The sequence below is a fragment of the Acinetobacter thutiue genome, from assembly GCF_030385805.1.
Lineage (GTDB): Bacteria > Pseudomonadota > Gammaproteobacteria > Pseudomonadales > Moraxellaceae > Acinetobacter > Acinetobacter corruptisaponis.
In genome coordinates, this window is record NZ_JAUDZE010000002.1 from 22,183 (window position 1) to 40,802 (window position 18,620).

An 18,620-nucleotide genomic window follows, 5' to 3' on the forward strand; every position below is an offset into this window, starting at 1 on the left:
TTGCCGTTACTGTGTTATGCCTTATTCATTTAGAATAGCTAAATTTCATAAGTCATGCCTTGTACCGTCTAAAAAATGTCCTCTGTCGCAATGAGAGCTGAAAGCTCGCAAGGTGGAATGTCAACAGACCCTAAAGTTGTGCATCACACTTTTTGAAAAAGTAGATTTTCAGTTTAGTCTTGAAAAGAGAAATACCTAAAGAATTTTATGATAGACCTCAAGCCCTCCATTAATATCTGGCACGATTTTAAAAGTAACCAAATTGCTGGAATGTGGTTGTTTCTGGGGTCACGCCGTTCCCTACAGGTGGTGCATCCTTCAATAACCCAACTGATTCTGTGGGGCATTCTGGGGGGATGTACCAACTCGCTTTATGGCTGGCTGGTTGCTGGGCAAATGGGGGACTTTAATCCCCAGGGTTTGATTGGATATGCACTGTGGCCATTTATTGCCTTAATTGTCGGTATTTTTCTTTCCCAGCGCATGAACCAGCCCCGCTTGATGCTGGTGCCTGCGTTGCTGTGGTTGGTGCTTGATACTAATATCCTGTTGTTACAATGCCTGATTCAGTATTTGGGATCAAATGGTTACCTGAACTTTATCCCTGACAGTATTTATAATGGTTTTTTACCCCCATTTTTTGTTGGCTTGTTTGTCTGGCAAAGCTTGGCAGTCATCTGGGTTTTTTCTCGTGCATTAAAATGGCCGTGGTGGGAGCGTGTACTGGTGATTGTGGCAACTATTGCCACAATGGTGGTATGGCAATTATCCGTTAAGGACCAGCCGATCTGGAAAGTGGAGGAAACACCGCCAAGTTTCAGTGAAGAGGCATTTTATGCGCAGGGCCATTTGCTTGAGACGGCACTGGATCAAATACAATATGGTGATATTGCCCAAAGCCACTGGTATTTTATGGGGGTGGCGGGAGATAGTTATGCCGATGTGTTCAAGTCGGAAATTGAACGGATAAAAGAGCAGTTTGATACCCGTTTTGGAACCTTTGGCCGTTCGCTGATGTTGATCAATAATCCTGCCACACGTCTGGATGTGCCAATTGCCTCTAAAACCAGTATGGAACTGGCTTTGCGCCGTATTGGCCAGCAAATGAACCGTGACAGTGATGTGCTATTCCTGTATATGACCTCACATGGTGAACGGAACCATTTTGAAATTGAAAATGCACCGCTAGAGCTTGGGCAGGTTGACCCAAAATGGCTGCGTGAAACACTGGATAAGTCAGGAATTCGCTGGCGTGTGATCGTAATTTCGGCTTGTTATTCGGGTAGCTTTATTCCTGCCTTGCAGTCACCTGAAACATTGATCATTACCGCATCAGCAGCAGATAAGACTTCATTTGGCTGTAATAGTGAGGCCGACTATACCTATTTTGGTCGGGCATTTTTTGATTTGGCAATGCGTGAGCAGTCTTCAATCAAACAGGCATTTGAGCAGGCCAGACAAACAGTGACCAAATGGGAAACGGCCCAAGGCTTTGAACCATCAGAACCACAATGGTCAATTGGGCGTAACATGGAATTGATGCTGCCACAACTGGAGCCTTATTTGTTTCCTACACAAAATATGACAACAACAGATACTACAAAAACACAGGATAATGAACATGCAACTACTGCAAAAAAATCGTTGTTTTGAGGGTGAGCAACGGATTTACCAGATTGATTCCCAACATCTCAAAGGGCTGAGCAAGGTTGGAGTTTATCTGCCACCCGCTGCTTTAGAGGGCAAGCCATGTTCAGCCTTATTCTATCTTGCTGGCCTGACCTGTACGGAAGAGACCTTTGCAATCAAGGCACATGCACAACGTATGGCTGCGCGTTTAAGCCTGATTTTAATTACACCAGATACCTCGCCACGTGGAGAGGATGTGGCGCAAGGAGATCATTGGGATATTGGGCAGGGTGCAGGTTTCTACATCAATGCGATACAGCAACCGTGGGCTGAACATTATCAAATGGAATCCTATATTGTTGATGAGCTGTATGCGCACGTATTGCAGGAGTTTCCAGTTATTGAAAATCAAGTTGGAATCTTTGGTCATTCCATGGGTGGACATGGTGCATTGACACTGGCATTTAAATATCCTGAGCAATTTAAGTCTGTTTCCGCCTTTGCGCCCATTTGCGCACCAAGTCTCTGTCCTTGGGGAGAAAAGGCATTTAGCCAATATTTAGGCACTGATCAACAACAGTGGTCAGCACACGATGCGACTGCTCTGGTCCAGCAAAAGGGTGGCGTTTTTGAAGAAATCCTGATTGATCAGGGACTGGATGACCAGTTCTATGCGCAGTTGAATCCTGAGAAATTTAAGCAGGCCTGTCTTGATGCTGGTCAGCATCTCACCCTACGTCTGCACAAAGGCTATGATCATGGCTATTACTTTATTCAAAGTTTTATTGATGACCATCTACAGTTTCATGCCATTCAGTTAGAAAAGGCATTAAGCTAAATATAGGAAGCTCATATGAGCTTCTTTTTAATGATGTGTCCAATCCACACTAAATTCCTGTCCTGCCATTCGATTTAAATGGACAAGTACAACCTGCTCCAAATGAGCAACATCTTCCTGCTGGTTTTCGATCAGGACATCCAGATGCTGTTCATGTGGGCTAAGCGTGACTGTTGCAGTTGGCATAAAAATCTTGGAATTAATTTCTGTTTCTGCCACTTCAAATTTGTGTTTCCAGTGATTGATTAAACGTTTGCTAATGCGTCTTGCTTCAGTGGTATTGATCTGTGTGGTGCTGTTCATCTTGTATTTCATCCTGTTGTTGCTTGCATAAACATAGCAAGGCCAGTTGTAAATGAAAATAGTTCTCATGAAACGGGCTGTTGCAAGTTTGCAATGCCAGCAGGCTAACTACAGACGGAAGTGTTATGAATTTGCTATAATTTCCCATCATTTTCTCAGTATTCGTCAGGTTATCCATGTCCAAGCCCTATTTAATTGCACCGTCAATTTTATCTGCTGATTTTGCACGTTTAGGTGAAGACGTGGAAAAAGTGTTGGCGGCAGGCGCAGATGTTGTGCATTTCGATGTGATGGATAACCACTATGTACCCAACCTGACCTTTGGTGCAGGTATATGCAAGGCACTGAAAAACTATGGTATCAAGGCGCCGATTGACGTGCATCTAATGGTTTCGCCTGTGGACCGTATGATTGGCGATTTTCTGGAAGCGGGTGCTGACATTATTACCTTTCACCCAGAAGCATCAGACCATATTGATCGCTCCCTACAACTGATCAAGTCGGGTGGGGCAAAAGCAGGACTGGTGTTTAACCCAGCCACGCCGTTGCACTATCTGGATTATGTGCTTGATAAAGTGGATCAAATCCTATTGATGAGTGTAAACCCTGGTTTTGGTGGGCAGAAATTCATTCCAATGACTTTGGAAAAATTACGTCAGGCACGTCAGATTATTGATGCCAGTGGTCGTGATATCCGTTTGGAAGTTGATGGCGGTGTTGGCCCAGCAAATATTCGTGAGATTGCAGCAGCGGGTGCGGATATGTTTGTGGCGGGTTCAGCGATTTTTGGTCAACCAGATTATAAAACAGTGATTGATCAAATGCGTGCGGAGTTGGCAAAAGTGAATCAGGTAGAGATTTAATTTGTGGATAACTTTGTTTATAACTGGGTGGATAACCGTGTTGATAAGCAAGTGAATAAGGTGTTGTTAAAATAAACAAAATGATTTCAGTTGTTTATATTCACAGCAAAATAATGGAAAAAGGATAGATATCTGTCCTTTTTTGTGCGCTAACCTATTTATTTTGCTTTATTTTTATCCAGTTTTTATTTGGTGGGAAATTGTGTGATAAATCAGCAGATTTTCTTTAAACTGAGTCTGAATTATCAGAATTTAAACATGAAGATGATTGTGCATAAGTATGAAAGAAATTATGCTAAGTACATTGACTTGGCTTGATTATTGAAACAGGGAACCTAACGTGCAATTGTGCCGAAAATACAAACATCTGTGGTTTGTATTCCTGATGATATTCTTCATCGGGGGAAGTGGTGTGGCTGTTGCAGTAGTTCAGGCTATTCAATCTGATCAAAAATCTTATATAACAACCCAGAAAATGCCTTGCCATGAGCAACATATGATGGATCAACATCATCATATGTCTAATTCACATGTTGATATGAAGAGTTTGACAAAATGTCATGATGGAAAAATGCATAATGACCAGTATTGTCAGGACTGCAATAGTCCCTCACATTGTCAGGCAGTCAATCTTGCACTTGATCAGCAGGCACCCAGTTTATCCTATTCCCCATTTTTAGAGCCTGATTCATATAAAAATACCGATTATCAAGCTCGACATCTTGCTGGCTATTGGCAGGAAATTTTACGCCCTCCTAGAACCTGATCTATTAAATTCCGTTGAAATTCCCCTCTTTTTAAAGAGGGGCTAGGCGATATTTAACAGATTGGGATTATTTTATGTCTTCAAAATTATATGCTGGTGTTGTGGCCAGCCTAAGCTTATTGTTTGCGCCCGAGAGTTGGGCTGCAATTAAGGAATATCACCTGAATATCAATCAGGGCATGGTCAACGTAACAGGGAAACCTGTCAAACGAATGACAGTCAATGGCAAGTTTATTGCCCCGCTTCTGGAGTTTGAAGAGGGTGACGAGGCGGTAATCCATGTGCATAACCAACTCAAGGATCAGGACACATCCCTGCATTGGCATGGACTGCTTTTACCTGGATTGATGGATGGTGTGCCTGGTTTTAATGGCTTTCAGGGCATTAAGCCAAAGGGTGATTTTACCTATCGTTTCAAGGTGCGTCAAAACGGAACCTACTGGTATCACGCCCATAGTAAAGGACAGGAACAGGATGGTTTATATGGTCCTCTGGTGATTTATCCAAAAGGAAAACAGCCTGTTGCCGCACATGAAAAAGCAGAGCGTGACTATGTGGTGATGCTGTCGGATTTTCATGAGTCTGATAGTGCCCAGATCATGGCAAACCTGAAAAAGTCCGCCGAATATTATCAGAACCAGCGTGAAACAGTAGGCGATGTCTGGAAACAGGTGAAACAGCAAGGTTTAAAGGCAAGCTGGCAAGACCGTGCAATGTGGAACCAGATGCGGATGCTAAAAACTGATTTGTCTGATGTTACGGGTTATACCTTTTTAGTTAATGGTCAGACACCACAGCAGAACTGGACAGGTGCATTTAAAACAGGTGAGAAAGTCCGCCTGCGTTTTATCAATGCTTCAGCCATGTCTTTTTTTGATGTACGTATTCCAGATTTAAAAATGACCGTGGTCAGTGCTGATGGTCAGCCTGTGCAACCTGTACCAGTAGATGAATTTCGTATTGGTGCGGCAGAAACCTATGATGTGATGGTCGAGCCAACGCAGGCACATTATCAAATTCAGGCAGAGTCGATTGACCGTGCTGGTTTTGCGATTGCATCACTGCAAAACGAAATTCGACCAAAACAGCAAAAGCTTGAAATGCCGAAAGCCCGTCCGCGTGCATTATTGACCATGGATGATATGGGACATGGACAAATGGATATGGGCAAAATGGATCATGGCTCACATCAGCAAATGAACATGGCAAATATGGATCATGATGCACATGCCCAACATCAGATGTCGCAGGAAAAACTGGTTTCCACAGCAATGCAGCATGAGGGGATGGATCACGGCTCGCATCAGCAAATGAACATGGAACATCATTCACATGACCAGATGCAGATGTCAGCATCGGCAATGTCTGAGCATAGCCAGCACAAAACTATAGCATTTTCTGAAAAAGATCAGCCTGATACCGTACAGGGTTGGGCCAATGCCTCCACACCAGCAGGGCATAAGGCGTTGCAGTATGCCGACCTGAAATCATTAACACCCCAAGCTGATACCCGTCCTGCTGAAAGAGAGTTGGTGATCCGTCTTGGCGGTACGATGGAGCGTTATATCTGGACGATTGATGGCAAGAAGTTCAGTGACAAGGACTTTGCTCCTTTAAAGGTGAAATATAGCGAACGTATCCGCCTGAAATTTGTCAATGACAGCATGATGGCACACCCAATGCATCTGCATGGCATGTTTATGCAACTGGAAAATGGCCAGTCTGCACAGGACATGCCAAACAAGCACACAATAATCGTACCGCCAGGCAAGACAGTGACCGCCATGCTGACTGCGGATGAGTTGGGCGAATGGGCAATTCATTGCCACCTGCTATACCATATGAGTGCAGGTATGATGAGCAAGCTGATCGTGGCAAATGTTGATGGCTCGAAAGCGCCAATTAAAAATAACGTACCTGTCCAGCCAGCTCAGGGAGAAAGCCATGCACATCATTAAGCCAACTCCTGAAATGAAACGCCATGTCCGCTTATTGCTGATGGGTGGAATGATGTGCTGCCTGAGTGTCGTGACTTATGCACATAAAGAGCATAATCACATGACAGATGAACAACCCGTTATGCAGATGGGTGCATCATCAGCGATGCAACATGAACAACATCAGGTCGCGTCTCCTGTAAAGGTAGAAGTTGACCATGCACAGCATGATCACCACCGTGAACATGGTGGGCAGATTTATCAGGCCACCAGTCTGGAAAATGCGTGGACGGTGGATGATCATGGTCGGGGCAGTGCCAGCAGCAAACTGAAAACTTGGATAGGCACAGATGAAAACAAGATTTTCATTAAGGCCCATGTGGAAAAGGCGGAATCTGAACGGACACAAACCGATGCAATGGCTTTATATAGCCGTAATATTTCTGACTTTTGGGATGTACAGGTGGGTGCTCGCTATCAATATCACCCAGAACAGCAGCAGGATAAAAGTCAGTGGAGTGCTGTAGTCGGCTTACATGGTTTGGCCCCCTATTTCTTTGAAACCGAAGCCTATCTCTATGCAGGGCAGGATCAACGCTGGCAGTTTAGTCTGGAAACCAGCCGTGATGTACTGTTTACCCAGAAATTGATTGCACAGCCTTATTTCAATGCGGATCTGGTTTTAAATGATCAATCAAAATATGCAAAAAAATCAGGTGTGTCCAAACTGCAAACGGGCGTGCAGATTCGCTATGAAATCAATAAAAAAGTGATGCCGTTCATTGACCTTGCCTATGCCTACCATAAAGGTAATAAGCAAACTGCATGGCAAATGGCTTCAGGGCGCGAGCAAGGTGGACTATATGGTGCGGGGCTTACTTTAAAGTTCTGATACTCTGTCTAAAATGTCACTTCACTGAGATACTGTTGGTTTATACTGGCAGTATCTTTTTTGAGTCATTCATGGTGCATAAATGGCTTTAGAACAACAAGACAGACAAATAACAGATCATGCAAATCAAGGGGGAAATTCAAGAGAAAGGCCCCAGGCTTCTTTTCAGTCTCAAGCAGGATTCATTTCAGCAAATGGCAGCATGAATGTCAGTTTTTACTATATTCCCCATATGAGCAGTGTTGTGGAAGTAACACGTGTACGCAAGGCATTAGTTCCGTTTGTTGACTTATTGGTTGAGCACAGTATTGACCTGGATGCACGTCATTTAACCCTCTACCATCATCTACCGATTGATGAGGTTACCGCCGCCTTGCAGCGCTTGAGTCTGGGGGCTGAACTACAACAAACCATGTCCCATTATGAACCTGTGGAAATCGCGTCATTTCAGCAGGAAAAGACAGATTCATTCAATCAGAACAAGACCTTTACAAAAAACCAGCTTAACCTTATTCAACAATTTTTGTATTCCGCTTTAGAAAAGCTCAGGCAATGGATCAAGGTATTACAACGCAAAAAGGATGAATAATATGCCAAGATGGATGTATGGCTTGCTGGGATTGGCACTGGCATGGCTGGTCTGGACCAATCTGCTTAAACCCGCTCCAAATGTGAGTCAAATTACGACCCAGCAAGGTGTACAGGTGATGGCACTGGAAAACTATGAGGGTTCATTTCGTGTACTGGGACGGGAAGACTATAATCTAGGCCGTGAAGCAGAATTTTCCCCAATGGACATTGCAGTGGGCTGGGGTGAAATGGCAAATCCACAGGTGTATAAACAGATTGATATTTCCCAGAGTAACCGTTGGTATCACTGGCGTGTTGACCATGAACCACCGATTTCGTTTAGGGAAATTGAAACACACAGTGCCAACATGCATCTGGTTCCAGCAGATGCCTATGTGGCATCGCAAATGAAGAAAATTAAAAAGGATGATTTGGTCTACCTCAAAGGTGCATTAATCGAAATTCAGGCCCCTGACGGATGGCGCTGGAAAAGCTCCTTGTCCCGTGAGGATACAGGCAATGGTGCCTGTGAATTGATGCGTGTGGACAGCATCATTTGGCAATAGAATATACAGAATAACAGTCCATGCTTTTCAAAAGCTTAGGTAATATAGATACATAACAATTCACATAACTACCCATTTTAAAGTAAACTTCTGGGCTGGGAGGACGACCTCCCCAAAAAAGAATCACGTTGGGACGACCCAACCATTAAACAAGATGAATGTAAAAATGGCGTGGGCAATTTTAATTTTGGCAGGTGTTTTTGAAGTCATTTGGGCATACTCAATGAAAATGTCTGAGGGCTTCACACGTCTCACCCCAAGTGTGGTTACGATTGTTTTTATGATTTTAAGTGTGGTGTTGCTCTCCATATCAATGCGTACACTTCCTTTGGGAACAGCCTATACGGTGTGGACGGGGATTGGTGCGATTGGTTCCTTTATTCTGGGCATTATGGTGCTGAATGAACCCATGACCGCAATGCGTATGATCGCAGCCGTTCTGATCGTATCTGGTTTGGTTTTGATGAAACTGTCATCACATTAAAAGATTTAAGGAGAGAAATAATGCAACTGGTTTATATGTATATGGACTCTCCTGTAGGCGCATTAAAACTGGTTGCTCATGACCAGGCCTTGGTCGCCGTGATGTGGGACAATGAAGACCATAAACGGGTACGCTTGGCGGAACTGATTGAGAATATCCAGCATCCGATGCTGCTAAAAGTAAAACAAAAATTAGAACAATACTTTGCAGGGCAACGCCAGCAGTTCGATCTACCACTGGATTTTCAGGGAACAGATTTTCAGCAACAGGTATGGCAGGCTTTATTGACCATTCCTTATGGGGAAACTCGTAGTTATAAGGACATTGCACTCCAGATTGGCAATGAAAAGGCAGTGCGTGCGGTTGGTGCCGCCAATGGTAGAAACCCAATTTCAATTATTGCACCATGCCATCGGGTGATTGGTTCTGGTGGGGCTTTGGTGGGTTTTGCAGGTGGTCTGGATAAGAAGCAGATTTTATTGAGTTTGGAACAGGGTCAAATTCAATAAACTATATCGCTGATACTCGATTTTAATTGCCTTTTGGAATAAGCTTAAGTCTTTCATAACAAGTTGAATGGGTATTTAAAAATGGCTGTTGGTGACGTAACGATGCCGCGGATGCATGTGGTGCAGGGTGTGAAAATTGGCTCAACTGAGGCGTATGTACGTTATCCAAACCGACGCGATCTGGTCATTTTTGAATTTGCCGAGGGTTCAAATGTTGCGGGTGTGTTTACCCAAAGCGCATTTGCTGCTGCACCTGTTCTACTTAGTAAAAAACATCTGGCTGAAAGTGCTTCACAAAAACAGCCACGTTACCTGATTATTAATACAGGCAACGCCAATGCCGCCACAGGTACAATCGGTTATAAAAATGCGGAGGCAACCTGTGCCAAACTGGCTGAACTGACAGGTGTGCAAAGCAGTCAAATCCTGCCATTTTCAACAGGCGTAATTGGTGAGCAACTTCCAATTGAACGTTTGCTGCAAGGCATTCAACCAGCATTAAATGACTTAAATGCCGATCGTTGGGCTGATGCCGCATCAGGTATTATGACCACAGACACCACACCAAAAGGTGCATCTGAGCAGTTTGAGCTGGATGGTGTGACCTATACCATGACAGGGATTAGCAAAGGTGCAGGCATGATTCGCCCGAACATGGCGACCATGTTGAGTTTTGTGGCAACTGATGCGCCGATTAGCCGTGAACGGGTACAAAGCCTACTCCAAACCACAGTTGAGCATTCATTTAACCGCATTACCATTGATGGTGATACCTCCACCAATGACTCCTGTATCTTTGTGGCGACAGGTTTGGCAGGCGGTGCGGAAATTACCTCTCAGGATGACCCACGTTACCAACAGGTACTGGATGTGCTTGCTCGGATCATGAATCGTCTTGCACAATTAATCGTTCGTGATGGTGAGGGCGCAACCAAGTTCATCACAGTTCAGGTTGAGGGCGGGGCAAATATCCAGGAATGTTGTGATGTTGCCTATAGTGTGGCTGAGTCACCGTTAATTAAAACAGCATTGTTCGCCTCTGATCCAAACTGGGGCCGTATTGTGATGGCGATTGGCAAGGCGGGTGTACCCAATCTGGACAGCAGCAAGGTGCAGGTCTGGCTGGGTGATGTGCAAATCTGTCTGGATGGTGGGGCCAACCCTGACTATACCGAAGAGGCAGGTGCTGCGGTGATGGCGGAAAAGGAAATTACCATCCGTATAGACCTTGGTCGTGGTACAGCCAAAGACACAGTATATACCTGTGACTTTTCTTATGACTATGTAAAAATTAATGCCGATTATCGCTCGTAAATATGCGGTATAATAAAGCCTCCACAGTGGGGCTTTTTTTATATCACCCATTTGTGGACAATATGATTGATCCCGAAAGATCAGCATAGACCCACGTTATAAGTTTGCAGTGATGCAGGCGCGCAGGATAGAGAAGACGTTTTATGAATGATACGAATTTAATTGCGAACGAAGCCAAAAATATTGTGCAGGCGCATTTAGATCGTTTGGGTGAGCCAAAAGACAACAGTCTTAGCCCAGAAGTGAAACAAGAAAAGTTTGCCCAGATTGCAGCGGAACTGAAAAAACGAAATGCTGTGCTGGTGGCGCACTATTACTGTGATCCTGAAGTGCAGGAGCTTGCAGAACTGACAGGTGGCTGTGTTTCCGACTCACTGGAAATGGCACGTTTTGGCCGAGACCATCCTGCTACAACACTGGTGGTGGCAGGGGTGAAATTTATGGGCGAAACCTCCAAGATTCTCTCACCAGAGAAAACAGTGTTGATGCCAACTTTGGAAGCAACCTGTTCACTGGATTTGGGTTGTCCTGTGGATGAGTTCACCGCATTCTGTGACCAGCATCCTGACCATACCGTGGTGGTGTATGCCAACACTTCAGCGGCAGTGAAAGCGCGTGCCGATTGGGTAGTGACTTCAAGCTGTGCGGTGGAGATTATTGAACATCTGGATAGCTTGGGTGAAAAGATTATCTGGGCACCTGACCAGCATTTAGGTCGTTATATCCAGAAGAAAACAGGCGCTGATATGCTGCTTTGGGATGGTGCCTGTATCGTGCATGAAGAATTTCGTGCCCGTGGTATCGCGCAAATGAAAGCACTTTATCCCGATGCGGCGGTTTTGGTACATCCTGAATCACCTGAATCGGTGGTGGAAATTGCTGATGCGGTGGGGAGCACCTCGCAATTGATTAAAGCGGCGCAAACTTTACCGCATAAACAAATGATCGTGGCAACCGACCGTGGCATTTTCTATAAAATGCAGCAGGCCGCACCTGATAAGGAATTATTTGAAGCACCGACCGCAGGCGAGGGTGCAACCTGTCGTTCATGTGCGCATTGTCCGTGGATGGCAATGAACGAACTGGATGGGATTTTGCATGTGTTACAGCATGGTGATCAGGAAATACACGTTGATCCAGCCCTAGCTGAACGTGCCAAATTACCTTTAGATCGAATGTTGAACTTTAGCGCTTCGCTAAAGCGTTAAAATGCTTGTTAAATATACATTTGATAAGGAAAAATCATTTTTTTTAAAACTAGGTGTTGACGTGATGCAACGTCAAGCCTAGAATGCACACCGTACCGCACGATGTGCGATACAATAAAAGCTGAGAAATCGGAGCATAGCACAGCCTGGTAGTGCACCTGGTTTGGGACCAGGGGGTCGTAGGTTCGAATCCTACTGCTCCGACCATTTAAAAGATGTTGAAAAACATTATTTTAAGATCGGCGAAGTATCGCTTGATAATATTATCATCGTTATGCGCCTGTAGCTCAGTTGGATAGAGCATCCGCCTTCTAAGCGGATGGTCACAGGTTCGAATCCTGTCAGGCGCGCCATTTGGCAGTTTGGTATATAGAATCAAAAATATGTTATGGTGGATGTAGCTCAGTTGGTAGAGCCCTGGATTGTGATTCCAGTTGTCGCGGGTTCGAATCCCGTCATTCACCCCACATTCGGAGCATAGCACAGCCTGGTAGTGCACCTGGTTTGGGACCAGGGGGTCGTAGGTTCGAATCCTACTGCTCCGACCATCATCCTAGAGATGAGATAAAATACCGCTAATGAAGCGGTTTTTTTACGTCTGAATTTTATTATTTAAAACTTTCAAAATTATAAATTGAATGGGGCAATATGTTTTTCTATATCATCTTTTTTATCATTGTTATTGTTGCACTCGCTTATCTTACTTCACCTAAATTTAAGGGGAAAATGGGTGAAATGATGGTCATTGGTCATGCCGAAAAATTAGGTGAAGAATATGTTTTATTGAATAATTGTACTCTTCCTGATGGTGAGCAGGGTACAACACAAGTTGATCATATTCTTATTAGTCCGTATGGCGTGTTTATTATTGAAACTAAAAACTATACGGGTTGGATTTTTGGAAATGCCAGACAAAAGCAATGGACGCAGAAAATTTATAAAAAAAGCTATAAATTTCAAAATCCATTACACCAAAATTATAAACATAGCAAAGTGTTGGAAGCGATTTTAGCAGACGTACTTGAACCGCAATATTTACACTCAGTGATAGTATTTACGCCAAGATGTGAATTTAAGACAGAAATGCCAGAGAATGTTTTACGAGGTAAGGTTTGGCTTGATTATGTAAAAGGTTTTCGTGATGAAGCGATTAGTCCAATGAAGCAGAAACGTATTCGTTATCGTATTGAGAAAGAAGTTCTGGAACCATCATGGAGAACAGATCGTCAACATGTTGAACATTTAAAACAAAAGCATCTGAATCAGTCTTAAATTCCTAAAGCAACTTTTTATAAGGTTTATTCTTTAAGATACTGTTTAAAATTAAATTTTTATTTTTATAAAATAAGGGATATGGTTAGACAGTGAATACTGTTTTTTAGCCAAATTTTAGGCATAATGGCTCAAATTTTATAAAGAAAATAACAGGGATAGAAATGACGCAAACAGCTTATGATTTTGTGATTATTGGTGGGGGGTCAGCAGGTTGTGTGCTGGCAGGAAGATTGACAGAAAACCCGAATGTTTCCGTGTGCCTGCTGGAAGCTGGCGGAGATGGCAACAACTGGCTGGTGAATACGCCCGCCGCCGCCGTAATCAGTATCCCAACCAAGCTGAACAACTGGGCTTTGGAAACCATTCCACAAAAGGGCCTGAACCAGCGTAAAGGCTATCAACCACGCGGCAAGGGGCTGGGTGGAAGTTCAGCGATTAATGCGATGGTGTATATTCGTGGCCATCGTGATGACTATGACCACTGGGCGGCACTGGGTAATAAGGGCTGGTCGTATGATGAAGTTTTGCCTTATTTCATCAAGTCTGAACACAATGAAAGAATCAAGAATGAATATCACGGACAGCATGGCCCACTCAATGTCAGTGAACTACATTCAGACAATCCTTACCAAAAAACCTTTATTGAAGCGGCTAAACAGGTGGGCTATCCACTCAATGACGATTTTAATGGGGCTGAGCAGGAAGGGTTGGGGGTTTATCAGGTCACCCAGAAAAATGGCGAGCGCTGGAGTGCTGCACGTGGCTACTTATTGCCGCACATTGGCAAACGCCCGAACCTGCATGTTATTACCCATGCGATGGTGTCACATATTGTGATTGAAAATGGTCGTGCGGTCGGGGTGGAATATAAGCATAAGAGTCAAAGCCATACGGTAAGGGCGAATAAGGAAGTGCTGCTTTCGGCCGGCGCGTTCCAGTCACCGCAAATCTTGATGCTGTCTGGTATTGGCCCGAGTCAGGAACTGGAAAAACATGGTATTCCTGTCGTTAAGGACCTGCCTGGCGTGGGGGAAAACCTGCACGACCACCCCGACTTTATTTTTGCCTATAAAACCAAGCTCACTGATGGAACGTTTGGGGTGTCGGTCGGGGGCAGTTTTGACCTGTTTAAGCAGATTGGACGTTACCGCAAGGAACGCCGTGGCCTGATCACCACCAATTATGCCGAATGTGGTGGTTTCCTAAAAACCCGTCCTGAACTGGATAAACCGAATTTACAGTTGCATTTTGTGATTGCAGTGGTGGATAACCATGCCAGAACCATGCATACGGGACATGGGATTTCCTGTCACGTGTGCCTGCTCAATCCGCGTGCCCGTGGTTCAGTCAAGCTAAGTGGTAAAAATGCCAATGATCCACTGTTGATTGACTTTAAATTTCTGGAAGATGAACAGGATTTGCAGGATATGGTGGATGGCTTCAAGATCACCCAGAAGTTGATGCAGGCGCCCGCTTTAAACGAAAAAATCAAGGAAGATATGTTCACCGCAAATGTAAAAACGGATGAGGATATTCGCAAGGTGTTATGCCAGCGTGTCGATACCGTTTACCATCCAGTGGGAAGCTGCAAGATGGGTGTGGATGACATGGCGGTGGTTGACCCAGAACTGAAAGTCTATGGGGTGGAGGGACTTCGCGTGATTGATGCTTCAGTCATGCCAACTGTAGTCAATGGCAACACCAATGCGCCAACGATTATGATTGCCGAAAAAGCTGTCGATATGATTCGCCAGACTTGGCGATAAGATAAATTTTATTCTTTAGGTGGGAAATATTTCTTATATTGAATCTCACTAATAACATGGGCAGATGATTATCTGCCCATGTTACTTACTCATCCTCATTAGAGTTTCTTGGTGTTTCCAGCATTCTTGGAAAGGTAAAGTTAAAATCATCCAGTGCATAACGAAATAGTTGGGCTGGGCGTTTGCCAACAATTTTATGCTGCCCTGTTTCCTCAACCACACCTGCTTCTTGCATCCGACGGCGAAAAGCCTTTTTTTCCAGACTATGCCCAAGAATAATTTCATAAATAGTCTGTAGTTCAGTCAGGGTAAACCGTTCAGGCATTAAGCTGGCAGGTAGGGCGGTGTAGCGTGTTTTACTGCTGAGGCGATCAACTGCCATATTTAATAATTTTTGGTGGTCAAAGGCCAGTTCAAGTTGTAGTGCTTCATGGATGGGAAACCATGTACTGTGTTCAATTTGTGCGGTTTCCTCGATCTGGAATTTTTGAAAATCAATCAATGCAAAATAGAGAGAGGTAATTGACCAGCCGCGCGGGTCACGTTGGCGATTGCCGATTGTTTCCACCTGTTCCAGATAAGGGGTGTGAATCCCTGTTTTTTCCAGTAGTTTACGGTGGGCGGTTGTCATTAAATCCTGATCGTTGTTTAAATCAACAAAACCGCCAGGTAAAGCCCATTTGCTTTTCTCAGGAAAGTTGGAACGCTGAATCAGCAAAACCTGTAACTGACCTTTTGAAATCGAAAAAATTGCCATATCCACGGTAAACAAAGGACTGTCATAGTCACGTTTTTGATAGTGGGCAAGGTATTCTTGTTCAGAGGTGTAGGTCACAGTTTTGATTTCTCATAAATTGATCAATAACAATTATAAATGATTTTGTATTGTTGGAAGCATTTGCTTATAAGGCATTGATGTTAATTTGAAAAATTTTAGGCTTTTTCTCTTTATTTGCTATCGTGGTTGGCGGCATGGATGCCACCCTGTAGGACTGCCTTGCGCTGCTTTCAAAGCGTTGCTTTGAAATTGCTCAGGATGTACCGCCAGTCCTACAAAGGATTTTTACTTACCTTGCGGAGTATACTCCTTACCTATGAAAAGTAAGAGAATGCTTATATAAATGTCATGCGATCATACATGGTTTATGAGGCAGGGTAGAATGGTGAAAAGTTTTCAATTGAATATTTATAGGGTAAGCCTCCCCCTCACTTCATCCAATGTACACTCTCTCAACAATTTCCCATTTTCAAATACAGGTGTTAATGCGCCCATATTTTCCTGTTCAAGACTTTGTTGATCAAACAGCTCAAAACCATTGGCAGTCTGTTCTACCCGTAACAAACCTTTGGCAGATTTCTTGGTGCCTGAATCAGTAATCGGGTCTTTAAACAGCTCCCGACCAACCCCATTGACCTGTCCCCAAGTTGCCTTGACTGCAAAGCCAAAAGTATCCCGAGTCAGATAGTTATAGGTATAACTGCCAATCCCAAACACTAAATTATTAGATGCAAAGCCTTTCGCTTCCAATCCTTTTAGAATATTTTGTGCTCGTTCAAGGGTAATCGAGTCACCATAGATCAAACCCACACGCTCATTCAGCACCTTATAGCCTTTATCGGTGACTGTACCGCCAAAGATTTCCCATAAACATTCCACCGCACCTTTATAGGCTGGGCTACCGATTTCAGCATCAGGATCACCACAGATGATTTTGACAGGATCACCCGAATCTGGACGGAACACCACTTTGGCAAGACCTAAAGCATTGGGTTGTCGATTGAGGATTTCAGCTTTGAGTTCAACGCTAAATTCGGTAATCACACGCCAGAAATCCCATGTATCCGACACAATGCTGACCACACCAGCAGGATAAAGCTCGCAGATCAAACGTCTAAAGGTTTCCAACTCGCTTTCCTCACTGCCCATACACATCACGCTGTGTTCAGTTGCAGGCACTGAAACACCAATCACACCTGTCGCATTATAATATTCTTCAGCATAATCAATCGAAGCCACTGAATCTGTGCCAATAAAACTGGTCAAGTGCCCAACACTGGATTGAGCTGCATCATAAATACCACTCATCCCACGGCTACTAAAATCATGCCCCTGCACAGGGACAAAATCCAAAGGCGCACCTGTTTTTTGTGCATATTGATTTAGCAGGCGTTTATATTCATAAGCAATGGTGGCTGTAGTGCAACTCTTCCACAGTTCAGCACTGAGTACGGTTTCAATATAGTTGGTCAACCAAAAGAAATCTGGATCAGTATTGATAATGGTCAATACAGGTACTTTGATATTGACGCGGCTTCCTTCTTGCAAAGCTTTAATTCTTAAAGGTAAATAGCCTAAGTCATGTAACGCTTCGATGTGTTCCACAGGTACAGCACCCTCACCCAATGAACTGTCCATACGGCGTTTATAGGCTGCGACCACCTTGTCTTTCGGCTGGTTAAAAAAGCCCTCATTCCATGTTTCAATTAAAAAGTGTTTGATAAATCCCTGTAGGCCAAAGAACACCACTTTGTCATCAAAATCAGGCAGCATTTTTGCCAAACGTGAGGAGCGAGGTGTGAAGTTGGCATAAACGTACTCCGTACCAACGGGGTACTGGCGACGGTGATCTGCCTTATAAAAGTCGATGGCATTTAGTGGGTTGATTTTAAGACTCATTTTTTATACTCCTATTTATGTAAATTAGTTTTGAAAATCAATAATCTTGAGTTTTGCATGAGGTTGTTGCGGGCGGCTATTGCTGGTAAAAATCTGGTCAACCAAGCCATCGAAAACATTAAGTCCTTTGCTAAAAATGCCGTGTGTGACATACAGGATGATGTTCTGGCAATTGAGATGACGTAATTGCTGGGCAATGCCAATAAAGGTTGCACCACCGTCACAAATGTCATCTGTAATCACTGCGGTTTTGCCTGTTAAGTCTGCACTGTGGACTTGTGTTGCCCTGATTTTTCCTGTGCTTGCATCTCTTACTTTTTCACAGTGAATAATGTTGATTGCCTGTTGGCGTTGTGCATTAATGCCATTGGCAATCGCCTGAGTACGTTGTGTTGCACCTACATCGGGGCAGACCAGTACGGTATGTTCAGCCAGCAAAATTTGCATTAATGCTTCACTCTGCTGAATGATCTGAATCGGTTCAATATTGACCACATTTTGAAAAGTGGTATTTGCTCGCAGTAACTCAAGCGTTGCCTGACTATGGCAATCCCACACCATAATTTCCTGGCGCTGACCTACATATTGTTCTGTATTGCTATTCAGCAGTTTAGTCATCAGGTCAAGTGAAAAGGCCTGACCCTGTGCACAGATACGATCCTGACGTGCATAAGGAAAATAGGGGATTTCAACTGCAAGCTGGATGCCCTGTTGCAGTAGCACATTTTCCAGTAACAGGTAGTCCATTACATCGGTGCTGTTGCTGAGTAAAGCCTTGATCTGCACTGAATTTTCAGATGGATTGAGCAGGCTCGGATTCAGTTGAATATGACGTTCACCACCTGAAAACTGTAAAAATTCGATGGGAACATTCACGTTGCTTGTCTTGAGTTGAATCGCCATTTTTTGCTTTCCTTATATAGTGGCTTATAGCCATTAAATATATATTGGCATAATGACACTATAAATTGCAACAGCTCATTTTGTGTTTTTTAAAAAATATTGGATTGCTGGGGAGGTAAG

The 18,620-nt window shown here is 43.9% G+C and carries 18 protein-coding genes and 4 tRNA genes; 18 read left to right on the forward strand and 4 right to left on the reverse strand.

All coding sequences use genetic code 11. The features are described 5' to 3' along the window. The first annotated feature begins 207 nt into the window (after window positions 1-207). Together QTA56_RS05990 and fghA are read left to right on the forward strand one after the other, a co-directional pair. Window positions 208-1,653: a C13 family peptidase gene (locus QTA56_RS05990; protein WP_267980055.1), complete on the forward strand. Its 1,446-nt coding sequence runs from the start codon at window positions 208-210 to the stop codon at window positions 1,651-1,653. Further along, window positions 1,622-2,467 (forward strand): S-formylglutathione hydrolase, encoded by an 846-nt coding sequence (fghA, locus tag QTA56_RS05995; RefSeq protein WP_267980056.1) that lies wholly within the window; start codon window positions 1,622-1,624, stop codon window positions 2,465-2,467. The genes QTA56_RS05990 and fghA overlap by 32 nt, the downstream gene beginning before the upstream one ends. Window positions 2,468-2,494: 27 nt before the next feature. On the opposite strand, the gene QTA56_RS06000 is transcribed toward fghA, so the two are convergent. Beyond that, window positions 2,495-2,770, reverse strand: a complete 276-nt coding sequence (locus QTA56_RS06000) for a DUF2218 domain-containing protein (RefSeq protein ID WP_267980057.1) — start codon at window positions 2,768-2,770, stop codon at window positions 2,495-2,497. 176 nt (window positions 2,771-2,946) lie between these two features. On the opposite strand from QTA56_RS06000, the gene rpe reads away from it, so the two are divergent. The 16 genes from rpe to QTA56_RS06080 all read left to right on the forward strand — a co-directional run bounded on the left by rpe (window position 2,947) and on the right by QTA56_RS06080 (window position 14,920). After that, the gene (gene rpe / locus QTA56_RS06005) at window positions 2,947-3,633 is read left to right on the forward strand and encodes a ribulose-phosphate 3-epimerase (protein ID WP_267980058.1); all 687 of its coding nucleotides are present in this window, start codon (window positions 2,947-2,949) and stop codon (window positions 3,631-3,633) included. A gap of 340 nt (window positions 3,634-3,973) precedes the next feature. Next, a complete protein-coding gene (locus QTA56_RS06010; protein ID WP_267980059.1) occupies window positions 3,974-4,399 on the forward strand; it encodes a hypothetical protein in 426 nt (141 codons plus the stop codon). Between the two features lie 74 nt (window positions 4,400-4,473). Continuing rightward, window positions 4,474-6,357: a copper resistance system multicopper oxidase gene (locus tag QTA56_RS06015; protein WP_267980060.1), complete on the forward strand. Its 1,884-nt coding sequence runs from the start codon at window positions 4,474-4,476 to the stop codon at window positions 6,355-6,357. Beyond that, window positions 6,344-7,228, forward strand: a complete 885-nt coding sequence (locus QTA56_RS06020; protein WP_267980061.1) for a copper resistance protein B — start codon at window positions 6,344-6,346, stop codon at window positions 7,226-7,228. The genes QTA56_RS06015 and QTA56_RS06020 overlap by 14 nt, the downstream gene beginning before the upstream one ends. Before the next feature lie 82 nt (window positions 7,229-7,310). Further along, window positions 7,311-7,817, forward strand: coding sequence for a cobalt transporter (locus tag QTA56_RS06025; RefSeq protein WP_267980062.1), 507 nt, complete (start codon window positions 7,311-7,313; stop codon window positions 7,815-7,817). A gap of 1 nt (window position 7,818) precedes the next feature. After that, window positions 7,819-8,364, forward strand: coding sequence for a hypothetical protein (locus tag QTA56_RS06030; RefSeq protein ID WP_267980063.1), 546 nt, complete (start codon window positions 7,819-7,821; stop codon window positions 8,362-8,364). A 166-nt stretch (window positions 8,365-8,530) separates the two neighbouring features. Next, entirely contained in the window at window positions 8,531-8,848 is a 318-nt protein-coding gene (locus QTA56_RS06035) for a DMT family transporter (RefSeq protein WP_267980064.1), read from the forward strand. A gap of 20 nt (window positions 8,849-8,868) precedes the next feature. Next, the gene (locus tag QTA56_RS06040) at window positions 8,869-9,357 is read left to right on the forward strand and encodes a methylated-DNA--[protein]-cysteine S-methyltransferase (RefSeq protein ID WP_267980065.1); all 489 of its coding nucleotides are present in this window, start codon (window positions 8,869-8,871) and stop codon (window positions 9,355-9,357) included. An 81-nt stretch (window positions 9,358-9,438) separates the two neighbouring features. Continuing rightward, window positions 9,439-10,671, forward strand: a complete 1,233-nt coding sequence (gene argJ / locus QTA56_RS06045) for a bifunctional glutamate N-acetyltransferase/amino-acid acetyltransferase ArgJ (protein WP_267980066.1) — start codon at window positions 9,439-9,441, stop codon at window positions 10,669-10,671. A gap of 143 nt (window positions 10,672-10,814) precedes the next feature. Then, on the forward strand, window positions 10,815-11,879 hold the full coding sequence (gene nadA / locus QTA56_RS06050; protein WP_267980067.1) for a quinolinate synthase NadA: 1,065 nt from the start codon (window positions 10,815-10,817) through the stop codon (window positions 11,877-11,879). Window positions 11,880-12,009: 130 nt separating this feature from the next. Beyond that, window positions 12,010-12,086, forward strand: a tRNA-Pro gene (locus tag QTA56_RS06055). A 69-nt stretch (window positions 12,087-12,155) separates the two neighbouring features. Further along, window positions 12,156-12,232 (forward strand) — tRNA-Arg (locus QTA56_RS06060). A 38-nt stretch (window positions 12,233-12,270) separates the two neighbouring features. Next, window positions 12,271-12,346 (forward strand) — tRNA-His (locus QTA56_RS06065). A gap of 4 nt (window positions 12,347-12,350) precedes the next feature. Further along, window positions 12,351-12,427, forward strand: a tRNA-Pro gene (locus QTA56_RS06070). Between the two features lie 100 nt (window positions 12,428-12,527). Then, on the forward strand, window positions 12,528-13,151 hold the full coding sequence (locus QTA56_RS06075) for a nuclease-related domain-containing protein (protein ID WP_267980068.1): 624 nt from the start codon (window positions 12,528-12,530) through the stop codon (window positions 13,149-13,151). Between the two features lie 164 nt (window positions 13,152-13,315). Beyond that, on the forward strand, window positions 13,316-14,920 hold the full coding sequence (locus tag QTA56_RS06080) for a GMC family oxidoreductase (protein ID WP_267980069.1): 1,605 nt from the start codon (window positions 13,316-13,318) through the stop codon (window positions 14,918-14,920). An 85-nt stretch (window positions 14,921-15,005) separates the two neighbouring features. Here QTA56_RS06080 and ntrR read toward each other — a convergent pair whose 3' ends face one another. The 3 genes from ntrR to QTA56_RS06095 form a co-directional block, all read right to left on the reverse strand. Then, a complete protein-coding gene (ntrR, locus tag QTA56_RS06085; RefSeq protein WP_267980070.1) occupies window positions 15,006-15,755 on the reverse strand; it encodes an ADPR responsive transcriptional repressor NtrR in 750 nt (249 codons plus the stop codon). A gap of 351 nt (window positions 15,756-16,106) precedes the next feature. Next, the gene (locus tag QTA56_RS06090) at window positions 16,107-17,597 is read right to left on the reverse strand and encodes a nicotinate phosphoribosyltransferase (protein ID WP_267980071.1); all 1,491 of its coding nucleotides are present in this window, start codon (window positions 17,595-17,597) and stop codon (window positions 16,107-16,109) included. A gap of 24 nt (window positions 17,598-17,621) precedes the next feature. Beyond that, complete coding sequence (locus QTA56_RS06095) at window positions 17,622-18,500, reverse strand: phosphoribosyltransferase family protein (RefSeq protein WP_267980072.1); 879 nt, start codon at window positions 18,498-18,500, stop codon at window positions 17,622-17,624. Between the last annotated feature and the right edge of the window lie 120 nt (window positions 18,501-18,620).

Bases quoted from the DNA above. Each gene is read 5' to 3' on its own strand.
- rpe (WP_267980058.1), top strand. From the start codon at position 2,947: ATGTCCAAGCCCTATTTAATTGCACCGTCAATTTTATCTGCTGATTTT.
- QTA56_RS06025 (WP_267980062.1), top strand. From the start codon at position 7,311: ATGGCTTTAGAACAACAAGACAGACAAATAACAGATCATGCAAATCAA.
- QTA56_RS06095 (WP_267980072.1), bottom strand. From the start codon at position 18,500: ATGGCGATTCAACTCAAGACAAGCAACGTGAATGTTCCCATCGAATTT.
- nadA (WP_267980067.1), top strand. From the start codon at position 10,815: ATGAATGATACGAATTTAATTGCGAACGAAGCCAAAAATATTGTGCAG.
- QTA56_RS06075 (WP_267980068.1), top strand. From the start codon at position 12,528: ATGTTTTTCTATATCATCTTTTTTATCATTGTTATTGTTGCACTCGCT.
- QTA56_RS06015 (WP_267980060.1), top strand. From the start codon at position 4,474: ATGTCTTCAAAATTATATGCTGGTGTTGTGGCCAGCCTAAGCTTATTG.
- QTA56_RS06080 (WP_267980069.1), top strand. From the start codon at position 13,316: ATGACGCAAACAGCTTATGATTTTGTGATTATTGGTGGGGGGTCAGCA.
- QTA56_RS06040 (WP_267980065.1), top strand. From the start codon at position 8,869: ATGCAACTGGTTTATATGTATATGGACTCTCCTGTAGGCGCATTAAAA.
- fghA (WP_267980056.1), top strand. From the start codon at position 1,622: ATGCAACTACTGCAAAAAAATCGTTGTTTTGAGGGTGAGCAACGGATT.
- argJ (WP_267980066.1), top strand. From the start codon at position 9,439: ATGGCTGTTGGTGACGTAACGATGCCGCGGATGCATGTGGTGCAGGGT.
- QTA56_RS05990 (WP_267980055.1), top strand. From the start codon at position 208: ATGATAGACCTCAAGCCCTCCATTAATATCTGGCACGATTTTAAAAGT.
- QTA56_RS06035 (WP_267980064.1), top strand. From the start codon at position 8,531: ATGGCGTGGGCAATTTTAATTTTGGCAGGTGTTTTTGAAGTCATTTGG.
- QTA56_RS06020 (WP_267980061.1), top strand. From the start codon at position 6,344: ATGCACATCATTAAGCCAACTCCTGAAATGAAACGCCATGTCCGCTTA.
- QTA56_RS06030 (WP_267980063.1), top strand. From the start codon at position 7,819: ATGCCAAGATGGATGTATGGCTTGCTGGGATTGGCACTGGCATGGCTG.
- QTA56_RS06000 (WP_267980057.1), bottom strand. From the start codon at position 2,770: ATGAACAGCACCACACAGATCAATACCACTGAAGCAAGACGCATTAGC.
- QTA56_RS06090 (WP_267980071.1), bottom strand. From the start codon at position 17,597: ATGAGTCTTAAAATCAACCCACTAAATGCCATCGACTTTTATAAGGCA.